At 47.4% G+C, this 10,005-nt stretch carries 10 protein-coding genes; 6 read left to right on the forward strand and 4 right to left on the reverse strand.

Features of this window, described 5'->3' with window-relative positions:
* The 3 genes from A3761_RS18855 to A3761_RS18865 form a co-directional block, all read right to left on the reverse strand.
* On the reverse strand, positions 1 to 761 hold a 761-nt coding region (locus tag A3761_RS18855; protein ID WP_156491953.1), incomplete at its 3' end, for a 2-oxoacid:ferredoxin oxidoreductase subunit beta.
* Positions 745 to 2,496, reverse strand: a complete 1,752-nt coding sequence (locus tag A3761_RS18860) for a 2-oxoacid:acceptor oxidoreductase subunit alpha (RefSeq protein ID WP_068552601.1) — start codon at positions 2,494 to 2,496, stop codon at positions 745 to 747. The genes A3761_RS18855 and A3761_RS18860, both read right to left, overlap by 17 nt.
* A 227-nt stretch (positions 2,497 to 2,723) precedes the next feature.
* On the reverse strand, positions 2,724 to 3,800 hold the full coding sequence (locus A3761_RS18865; RefSeq protein ID WP_068552599.1) for an AraC family transcriptional regulator: 1,077 nt from the start codon (positions 3,798 to 3,800) through the stop codon (positions 2,724 to 2,726).
* A gap of 365 nt (positions 3,801 to 4,165) precedes the next feature.
* Between A3761_RS18865 and A3761_RS18870 the strand changes: the two genes are divergently transcribed.
* The 6 genes from A3761_RS18870 to hypA are packed head-to-tail and all read left to right on the forward strand — an operon-like array spanning position 4,166 to position 9,664.
* Positions 4,166 to 6,073 (forward strand): NAD(P)H-dependent oxidoreductase subunit E, encoded by a 1,908-nt coding sequence (locus A3761_RS18870; protein WP_068552598.1) that lies wholly within the window; start codon positions 4,166 to 4,168, stop codon positions 6,071 to 6,073.
* Positions 6,070 to 6,828 (forward strand): 2Fe-2S iron-sulfur cluster-binding protein, encoded by a 759-nt coding sequence (locus A3761_RS18875; protein ID WP_197469734.1) that lies wholly within the window; start codon positions 6,070 to 6,072, stop codon positions 6,826 to 6,828. The genes A3761_RS18870 and A3761_RS18875 overlap by 4 nt, the downstream gene beginning before the upstream one ends.
* Positions 6,825 to 7,382 (forward strand): NADP oxidoreductase, encoded by a 558-nt coding sequence (locus tag A3761_RS18880; protein WP_068552596.1) that lies wholly within the window; start codon positions 6,825 to 6,827, stop codon positions 7,380 to 7,382. The genes A3761_RS18875 and A3761_RS18880 overlap by 4 nt, the downstream gene beginning before the upstream one ends.
* A 16-nt stretch (positions 7,383 to 7,398) precedes the next feature.
* Positions 7,399 to 8,856, forward strand: a complete 1,458-nt coding sequence (locus A3761_RS18885) for a Ni/Fe hydrogenase subunit alpha (RefSeq protein ID WP_068552594.1) — start codon at positions 7,399 to 7,401, stop codon at positions 8,854 to 8,856.
* Positions 8,857 to 9,309 carry a hydrogenase maturation protease gene (locus A3761_RS18890; RefSeq protein WP_068552592.1) on the forward strand — a complete coding sequence of 151 codons (453 nt, stop codon included), beginning with the start codon at positions 8,857 to 8,859 and terminating at the stop codon, positions 9,307 to 9,309. It begins immediately after the preceding gene.
* Positions 9,302 to 9,664: a hydrogenase maturation nickel metallochaperone HypA gene (hypA, locus tag A3761_RS18895; protein ID WP_068552590.1), complete on the forward strand. Its 363-nt coding sequence runs from the start codon at positions 9,302 to 9,304 to the stop codon at positions 9,662 to 9,664. The genes A3761_RS18890 and hypA overlap by 8 nt, the downstream gene beginning before the upstream one ends.
* Here hypA and A3761_RS25865 read toward each other — a convergent pair.
* Positions 9,642 to 10,005: tyrosine-type recombinase/integrase (locus A3761_RS25865; protein ID WP_082870299.1), on the reverse strand; the 364-nt coding region annotated here is incomplete at its 5' end. The genes hypA and A3761_RS25865 overlap by 23 nt on opposite strands.

Consider the following 10,005-nt stretch of genomic DNA (forward strand, 5'->3'; position numbering starts at 1 on the left):
ATCATACCAAGCCCGAAGCCATCATCCCTCTGAATTTCAGCCGCGGTCTGAATTGGGTCGTGAGTGTGCTCCTGACCAAACTCATGGACCATTTCCTTCCAATGCTTTTGCTCAGGTACAAAGGTGACACACTGGCTCAATGCCTGCACGAAGGAGAAACCTTCATGCTCAATAGCCTTAACGATTAAATCCGTTAGCTGCTTCGGATCACCATAATAACCACGCGCGATAAATCCGGCCCCGGCACCCAGTGCAAGGCTCGCTGGCTGCAGTGCAGGAACACCCGTGCCATGAGGGGTTAGTTTACTGTGATCCCAATCCGAAGGCGTCGTAGGTGAAGCCTGCCCTTTAGTCATACCGTAGACTTCATTATCCATGGCGATATAGGTGAAATTGATATTCCGTCGACAGGCATGCAAAAAGTGATTGCCACCAATAGAAAAACCATCACCATCGCCTCCCACCGCGATGACAGTCAAATCCGGACGTGCCACCTTCAAACCACCCGCCACGGGCAGCGCCCGACCGTGAACACCATGAAAACCGAATAAATGTGTGTAGGCAGGCAAACGAGACGAGCAGCCAATACCCGAAATGATAGCAACATTCTCCGGGTCAAGGTTGAGTTTTGCCAAAGCACGGGTTAAAGCAGCTAACACTGAATAGTGCCCACAACCGGCACACCAAATTGGGCTGACCGTAGACTTATAATCCTTCGCTTTTCTTGTTGCTATGTTTTTATTCTCAGCAGTTGGCGACATGTTCTACCTCCAGAGCGTTCTGTTCCCATTGATTAAAGGCACCGATAATATGCTTCGGCCGGATAGGTAAAGGGCCCGGAATAGCCAAGCTTTGGTGAGCACAAGGAAAGTCTACATGCGCCCTTAACCAAGCCATAAACTGGGCACCATGACTCTGCTCGACAACAAGTACTCTTTCTGCACCCTCTAGCTCGCGCAACAGCGCCTCGGTTTGTAGTGGCGCGATCAAACGTAAAGCAATGACTCGGCATGCCTCACCTTGCTCGGTCATTCTTTCAGCCGCTTCTTTAGCTACCGATGAGACCGACCCCCAACAAACTATGGCGCTTTCACCCTGCCCTGACACCTCAGCCCAATATTCAGAGTAGTCAAACTGACGAAGCTTCTCGGCGCGTTTCTGCAGCTGCTCGCGATGCATTTCTGTGGCAGCAGAAGGCGTGCCATGTTGGTTATGCTCCAAACCGTCTGCGGTATACATCATGTCTTCTTCACCAGGAATCGACATAGGTGAGATACCGCTATCAGTTAGTGCGTAACGATGATAAGGCGTATCTGAATGCGCTGCGATCAAGCGTTCACCCTTTTCTTGCCAAAGCTGCGGCTCCAGAAGGCTTGCATCTGACTGGGCCATTGATTGGTCAGACAAGGTAATCACTGGCACCTGCAGGTGTTCTGCCAACCACACTGACCAACCCGTGGTAAAGGCACTGTCTGCAATCGATAACATGGCAGTCACCACATGCGGCGCATCGCCATGCAAACCATGTAGCGCCATATTTAGATCAGACTGCTCTGATTTGGTGGGAATACCCGTTGAAGGGCCTCCTCGCATCACATTCACAATTACCAGAGGAGTTTCACTGGCAACGGCCAAACCTATAGACTCAGCCATCAATGCTAAACCAGGGCCAGAGGTAGCGGTAAGCGACGAAACACCGCCAAAAGACGATCCGATAATCATATTGATAGAAGCCAGCTCATCTTCAGCCTGAACCAAACTACCGCCCAACTTTTCCAAATTTGGCGCGAGCCACTCAAGAATTCCCGAGGCTGGTGTAATGGGGTAAGCTGCAACAAAGCGCGTACCTGCCTTTAGCGCACCGAGACCACAAGACTCACTACCATTTACCAACCATTGAGGAGATTTTTCACTCTTATCTGCCAATTGAACTTGCGCCACTTCCTGGTATTGGTCAGCCAGGTTCCAACCCGCAATTAACCAGTCTTCAGCCTGCGACAGCAACTCCTCTTTCTTGGCAAAGTGCTCTCTCAATACCTTCTGTATCGTGCCTTGCTCCAAACCTAAGAATTTGGCTAACAGGCCCGCAGCGACAATATTCTCTCCGCCATCAGCGGTCTCACTTGCGAGTGTATCCAATGGAAGCTCGACGACGCGAGCACCAGAGTCTTTAACAAACTCTGGAGTCTTAGCCTGATCTTTCCCTATGATAACGACACTGTTTTCGTTCAATGGCACTTCAGCACTAAAACGCGTGACATGGTCAGTATCAAGCAAGACGAGTAAGTCGAAATAGTCATCAGGGGATTGAACAGGATGATTTGAAAAACGAAGAAGGCTTAAAGACTCCCCTCCCCTTATTTGCGGCCCGAAAGAGCGTTGCGCCAAACCGAAGTAGCCTGCTTTGGCGCAAGCCTTGAGCAGTAACTGTCCGGTTGTGATAACACCCGTACCGCCGTAGCCAGCGATGGCAATGGAAACGGATTGCTTGGTCATATAGCCTCCTCTTATTGTTTAAGGAAACCATTACACAGAGCGCAGGCTAGGTAAATGAGTCAGGTCAAGTGTCCGCAGTTATAGTAAGCCGAGTTTAAAAAAGCTAGGCAGAGCCCCCTCATAAATCAAGGGCGTGCTAAATTGCTAACAAGCCTTGGAAGGCTCCGTTTACAAACCACCATCTAGCCGTTGCGAACCAAGCAAAGAGCAATAAAAGACTACGCATTCTAATTCGGTTTAAAGTTCTTCGGCGATAGACCGTACCAGCGTTTAAAAGCTCGGCTGAAACTTGATGCATCACTATAACCCAAGCTTTCAGCCAAAGTTTCAATGGATATATCCTGTTTTCGAATATGAGCCAGTGCAACGCGCTTACGTTCCTCTTCTAATAGCTCTTTATATGATGTTTCATGAGACTGAAGATGACGCCGTAAGGTACGCGGAGACATACAAAGCTCAGAGGCTAAGGTATCAAGAGACAATTCTTGGAAAATATCTCTACGAATAATGAATTTCACGCGATCTAAAACCGTATTATCAGGGCAAACTTCACTCAAACGCTCCTGACAACATTGTTCATTTAACTGGGCCGAATCTTTGTTGTAGAAAACCAGAGGCTGCTTAAGCAAGGCTTCAGACAAAACAATTCGATTCTGATCCTGATTAAAAAATACCGGCACCGAAAAGAACTCGTCGTAAGCCTCAATTACCTTCGGTTGATCGAAGGAAAAGTGTATCTGGCCCGCTTTATCATGGTCATCCAGCTCAACGCCCCCCATAAAAAAGCGCCCTAAGGAGTAAATTACAGAGCAGGTGAATTCCATAAAATAAGGTAGCGCGTCACCCAAGTCTTGTTTAGGCGTCAGGGTTAACACTCCCAATCCAGATTTTTGCATTTCAAACTTGAAACCCAGTATCTGTGTAAATAAAGGTTGATACTTGGTCAGAAGTTCCATCGCTTGCTGAACATTCTCACTACTCATAATTCGAGCCGCGAGTAGTCCATCATGATGCAGAAAACTCTGCTCTCCCAAGTAAAGTGCAAAAGGATGATGAGGAAGCAAACGCCTCGCATTAATAATCAGCTGCTTGTACTGAAGAAAATTTATCGTCTGATCAGTCTCGGATAAATCCTGAAACTGAAGCCCTGTATCTTTTAACAAGGACCTCAGATCTACCTTATTCATCATGAGGATTTTAACTAGCGGCTTAACACGCGCGATAGGGATAAAGACCTCACCCGAAGTCTGATATTCAGTACGTAAGTTTCGGTGCCCGATTTTGGCTATATTTAAAGCGCCCATAGTTAACCTTTCATTTTGTTTTTATTATCAATGAATATTTTGAGTCAGTGAAAAAAGGCTTTCTTACCTTGCCCTAAAATACTCATAAATGTTGCTATATGAACATATCGTATCGAGCAACCAAAGTTTTTGAAAGTAACCATCGCTCATTTCGCTAAAAAGATGTTATTTTTTGATCAGCTTATCATTCCCGCTGATAAATCTCGACATAACATACAAAACTTTCTTCATAGCTTTTTTCCGAAGAATTAACCTGGATCAAGATCAGCTATTTACTCAGCAAGGCTAGCAAGGAATACTTAATAAGAACTACACTATTTAACTTCATGGCTGTACCAAGAAAATAACAACTCAGTAGTCTGCTTATGGAAAACCAGCTTCGTATTTCTGAAATCTGCCAAGGCTTTGATAACAATCCCAAGCGAATGATTGATATCCTTTGGGCGATACAAAACACCTTAGGTTGGATCAGTGGCGACTCAATGAAGTTAGTCGCAGAAAAAACCAACAGTCACCGAGTCGTTGTTGAAGGGGTCGCGAGTTTCTATAGTTTTTTCAAAACTAGCCCTCAAGGAAAAATCATCATTCACCTGAGTGAAGATATAATCGACCAGCATAAGGGGAGCGCGGAAATTCTGCAGGCCTTTGAGTTGGCATTAGGGATCCCTGTTGGCAACACGACTCTGGATGGGAAGTTTTCACTCCACCTCACGCCCTGCATAGGCATGAGTGACCAAGCCCCTGCCGCCCTGATTAACGAGCACGTCGTCACCTCGTTAACACCAAGCAAAGTGAAACGTTTAGTTAACGCACTAAAACGTACACTCAAAGCATCTGAATCCGATAACTGGAGAGCACTATCCACCCGAATTCATGACACGTGTTTATCGGTATTCGGCGGTAAAACAGGCGATGGAAATAACAGCCACTCACTAGTACGGAGCATGGTAAATAACAATATTCAGCAATCTGGCCCGGTATTACTAAGTGAGCCTCCTTTAGCGCAAGCTTTGGCTAAATGCCTCTCAAAAAACCCCGACGAGATTATTGATGAGTTACTCCGCTCCGATCTAAGAGGTCGCGGCGGCGCGGGTTTTCAAATCGCGCGCAAATGGCAATTTGCAGCCCAAACACCGGCTGAAAAACGTTATGTCATTTGTAATGCCGACGAAGGCGAGCCCGGCACCTTTAAAGATAGAGTATTGCTAACAGAGCGCGCTCACCTCTTAATAGAGGGTATGACTATCGCCGCCTACGCAATTGGTAGTGAGCATGGCATTCTCTATTTGCGCGCTGAATATCGTTACCTGCTGCCCTACCTAAATAGCGTATTGGAAGAACGACGTCGAGAAGCCCTGCTCGGCCAAGACATGCTTATTGACGAGTCAACCGGAACACGCTTTTCCTTCGATATCCGCATCCAACTTGGTGCAGGTGCCTATATTTGCGGCGAAGAAAGCTCTCTGATCAGCTCATGCGAAGGACAACGCGGAGAACCCAAAAACAAACCACCTTTCCCTGCGCAGAAAGGCTACTTGGGTTATCCAACAGTGGTGAACAACGTCGAAACCTTCTGCAACGTGCCTCATATTCTGGACAAAGGTGCTGAGTGGTTTCAGTCTCTTGGCACCGAGCACAGCAAAGGTAGCAAGCTGCTCAGTATTTGCGGCGACTGCGAGCGCCCTGGCATCTATGAAGTTGAGCATGGTATTAGCGTCTCCGATGCACTCGACTTAGCTGGTGCTATTGATGCAGAAGCTGTCCAGGTAGGTGGTGCCAGTGGCGAAATGATTGCGCGTATCGACTTTAACCGGCGCTTATGTTTTGAGGATTTACCTACAGCAGGGGCTATCATGATTTTCTCGGCGCAACGTAATATTCTCGATATCGTCAATTACTTTATGCACTTCTTTATTGAAGAAAGCTGTGGCTACTGCACCCCATGCAGAGTCGGTAATGTGTTTTTAAAGAAAGGGCTTGAGAAAATCATGCTCGGCCAGGGCGAGAGCAAGGATCTGGAGTCTTTGCAAAGCCTCGGCAATACCATTATTCAAACCAGTCGCTGCGGGCTTGGGCATACGTCCCCTAAACCTATTTTATCGACAATTGAAAACTTCCCTTTGGTGTACTCCGCTTTGCTAAAAGACCACCCGGATGGTCGTCAGGCAGGCTTTGATATTCAAGGTGCATTGAACGAATCGCGTATTATCGCTAAACGACGATCGATTATTTTTGACCCGCGATACGACCATGACGACAGGGAGCAAAAATGATGAGCCAAGAAGAAAAGCGACTTAGCTTTACCATCGACGGCAAGAAAGTCGAAGCCCATGAGGGACAGTCGATAATGTCTGCCTGTGAGGCACAAGGTATCTACATTCCTCGGCTATGCGATTCTGAAGGCCTTGTTCCCCAAGGTAGCTGCCGAGTTTGCTCTGTCAAAATGAATGGCCGGGTCGTTGCCGCCTGCACACAACCCATCGAAGACGGTGCAATTATTGAAAATGAAAGCCAGGAAGTAACAGGCTATCGCAAAGATTTGGTCAGAATGTTATTTCATGAAGGCAATCATCTCTGTCCTATCTGCGAAGCTAGTGGACGCTGCGAACTACAAGCAACCGCCTATCGCCTTGGTTTGTCTCAGGCATCAGACTTCCCATACTTACAGCCTTCTCGCCCGGTTGATGCTTCGCACCCGGATATCGCATTAGATAACAACCGTTGCATACTCTGTGGTCGTTGTATTCGAGCCTCACGAGACGTTGACGACAAGCATGTCTTTGAATACGTGGGTCGCGGTATCCATAAACGTATTGGTGTGAATGGCGACTGCCTTGCTGATACCAATGCCGATATTAACGACTACGCCATGTCATTAGAGGTTTGTCCGGTTGGCTGTATTATTCGAAAGAACGATGGCTTTTTCGCCCCCGTTGGCGAGCGTCAATACGACAGCCATATAATTGGCTCAGATATCGAAGTACGACAATACCAGCCTGAAACCGGCAAAGAGGACAGTACAAAATGAGAAAGAAGCGTATTGCCACCACCTCTCTGGCAGGTTGCTTTGGCTGTCATATGTCGTTGCTGGATATTGATGAAAGAATAATCGAACTAATGGAACTGGCCGAGTTTGATCGCAGCCCTTTAAACGATGTCAAAAAGTTCACACGCCGTTGCGACATTGGCCTCATTGAAGGCGGCTGCTGTAATGAAGATAACGTCCATGTGCTTCGTGAATTCAGAGAGAACTGCGACATACTTGTTGCCGTTGGGCAATGCGCCATCATGGGCGGTTTGCCGGTCATGCGAAATGCCATTATGCATTCCGATGATCCGCTAAGAGAATGCCTGGACGAAGCCTATACCACGCCCAAGGTACTCAACCCAGAAAACCAGATACCAAATGACCCAGCTCTACCTTTGCTGCTCGACAAGGTTTACACCTGCGTCGATGTGGTCAAAGTTGACTACCAGATTCCAGGTTGTCCACCTTCTGGCGATGCGCTATGGAGTGCTTTAACAGCCTTGATCAAAGGCGAGCCACCTTCGCTTGATTATTCACTGATCAAGTTTGACTAATTCAAGGGCTGAAAAGATGAAAAAAACAAAAGCTCGGATCGTAGAAATAGAACCCCTAACGCGAGTCGAGGGTCACGGCAAAGTGACGATTCACCTCGATGAACAAAACCAGGTGTCTGAAGCGCGCTTACATATTGTCGAGTTCAGAGGCTTTGAGCGCTTTATCCAGGGCCGATTACTTTGGGAAGTGCCTGTCATCGTTCAGCGCTTGTGTGGCATCTGCCCGGTAAGTCACCACTTAGCAGCCGCAAAAGCTATGGATATGATTGTCGGTGTTGACCAACTCACGCCCACCGCCGAAAAAATGCGCCGCCTGATGCACTACGGCCAGATCATGCAGAGCAACGTACTCCACTTCTTCCATCTCAGTTCACCTGACCTGCTCTTTGGTTTTTCTGCGCCCGCAAAAAAACGCAATATCTTTGAAGTCATTAAAGCCTTTCCTGACCTGGCCAAGAAAGGCGTATTAATGCGCAAGTACGGACAAGAAGTTATTCAGTACACCGCAGGTAAAAAAATTCATGGCAACACAGCCATTCCGGGCGGCATCAGTAAGAGTCTTTCCGTTCAAGAACGAGACAAGCTATTACAAGATATCGACCAGATGATCGAGTGGTCACAAGAAGCGGTCGATATTACACGCAACTATACACTTGAGCACCTAGGGCTGGTAGAAAGCTTCGCCAACTTTAAGTCTAGTCATATGTCACTGGTTCGTGATGATGGCGCTTTAGATTTATACGATGGTCAGCTTCGCGCAATTGACGCCAATGGCAATTTGATCTTTGACCAAATGGATTACCGGCACTTCGATGATTTTATCAAAGAAGAAGTAAAACCCTGGTCGTACATGAAGTTCCCCTTTATCAAGAGCCGGGGCAATGTTGACGGTTGGTATCGGGTCGGCCCACTGGCTCGCATGAATACAGTCAGCTTTATCGACACCCCCTTGGCCAATGCTCGTCATGAAGAATTCAAAGAGTTCTCCCAACATAAGCCTGCTCATATGTCTTTGGCCTATCACTGGGCACGAATGATAGAAGTCCTTCACTGTGTCGAAAAGATCAAAGAACTACTTCTTGACCCGGATATTATGGGTACGGATCTCAAACTAACCGGCGATCGTCGTGAAGAAGGGATAGCCGTAATCGAAGCGCCGAGAGGCTCTTTATTCCACCATTACAAAGTCAATGAGAATGACCAAGTCACCTACTGCAACTTGATTGTCTCGACAACCCATAACAATACCGCCATGAACAAAGCAGTGACCGATGTCGCCCGAAAATATATTTCAGGCAAGAACAAAATATCGGAAGGCATGCTCAATCATATCGAAGTGGCCGTTCGCGCTTATGACCCGTGTTTATCTTGTGCAACCCATGCGCTCGGCCAAATGCCGCTCAAGGTGGAGCTGTTTGATCATGAAAATAAACTGATCGACAGTAACAGCCAGTTTGTAGATGGCCAAAATTAAATGAGTAAGAAGATACTCTTCATTGGCTACGGCAACCCTGGCAGACAAGATGATGGCCTCGGCCCGGCGCTTATTAAAGCACTCGAAGATGACTCAATACTTGCTGATAAAGTAAGCCTTTCTTCAAACTACCAACTCACCGTCGAAGACGCTTACGACATTACACAGTACGACACGGTGGTATTTGTAGACGCGAGTTTAGACTCTTCCCCACCCTTTTCGTTTAATGAAGCCAGCGCTAATGATCAACAAAGCCTGGGCAGCCATCAGCTTCAACCTGAGTCGGTTCTGCAATTGTGCCATACCTTATATGAGACAAAACCCGAAGCCTTTATTCTGGCAATTCGCGGCTACGAATTTGATGCCTTTGACGAGACACTGAGCCCGCGCGCCCAAGGCAATTTAGATAAAGCCCTCGCGTTCACTACCAAGTGGATTAGCGAGCATGCATGAGCTATCACTTGCGGAAAGTATGCGTGAACTCATTGAAGAACAAGCCGAAGCCGAGCACTTCAACTTGGTTGAAGCCGTTTATTTAGAGGTCGGTCAACTAAGCCATGTCGAGGCAGAAGCGATGCAGTTTTGTTTTGACGCCGTGATGAAAGGCTCCATTGCAGACAAGGCGAAGTTAATCCTATCCCGCCCTTCAGGTATTGGCCTATGCGGAAGCTGCCAGAAACAAAGTGAAATCAAGCACCTATACGATGCTTGTTCTCACTGCGGGGCTTTCGGCTTAGAGGTGATACAGGGAGACCAGGTTAGGATTAGTTCTTTGCAGGTTAGCACTAAAGAAAGTCCAACGGACTAGAAGTCTTGCCCTTAGAGAAATTAGCTGTGTGGGTATAAATCATCGTCGTGGCAACGTCGGCATGCCCCAATAGTTCTTGCAGCATTCTAATATCCATCCCGCGTTCCAAATGATGCGTGGCAAAACTGTGACGAAAGGTATGACAGGTAACACGCTTTGCAATCCCGAGCTTTCGAGCGCAGTACCTGACCGACTTCTGCAAGGTCGACTCGTGTAAATGGTGCCTGCGCACTGCTTTCGACTTGGGGTCGAGCGATAATTTGGCACTAGGAAACACATATTGCCAAATCCATAGCCGGTCATTTTTGCCGTACTTCCTAAGCAATTCGGCCGGCATATAA

Source organism: Oleiphilus sp. HI0123, assembly GCF_001635315.1.

What these genes read in the sequence shown, in the direction of transcription:
- A3761_RS18860 (WP_068552601.1), bottom strand. Translation starts at nt 2,496, where the DNA reads ATGACCAAGCAATCCGTTTCCATTGCCATCGCTGGCTACGGCGGTACG.
- A3761_RS18865 (WP_068552599.1), bottom strand. Translation starts at nt 3,800, where the DNA reads ATGGGCGCTTTAAATATAGCCAAAATCGGGCACCGAAACTTACGTACT.
- A3761_RS18870 (WP_068552598.1), top strand. Translation starts at nt 4,166, where the DNA reads ATGGAAAACCAGCTTCGTATTTCTGAAATCTGCCAAGGCTTTGATAAC.
- A3761_RS18875 (WP_197469734.1), top strand. Translation starts at nt 6,070, where the DNA reads ATGATGAGCCAAGAAGAAAAGCGACTTAGCTTTACCATCGACGGCAAG.
- A3761_RS18880 (WP_068552596.1), top strand. Translation starts at nt 6,825, where the DNA reads ATGAGAAAGAAGCGTATTGCCACCACCTCTCTGGCAGGTTGCTTTGGC.
- A3761_RS18885 (WP_068552594.1), top strand. Translation starts at nt 7,399, where the DNA reads ATGAAAAAAACAAAAGCTCGGATCGTAGAAATAGAACCCCTAACGCGA.
- A3761_RS18890 (WP_068552592.1), top strand. Translation starts at nt 8,857, where the DNA reads ATGAGTAAGAAGATACTCTTCATTGGCTACGGCAACCCTGGCAGACAA.
- hypA (WP_068552590.1), top strand. Translation starts at nt 9,302, where the DNA reads ATGCATGAGCTATCACTTGCGGAAAGTATGCGTGAACTCATTGAAGAA.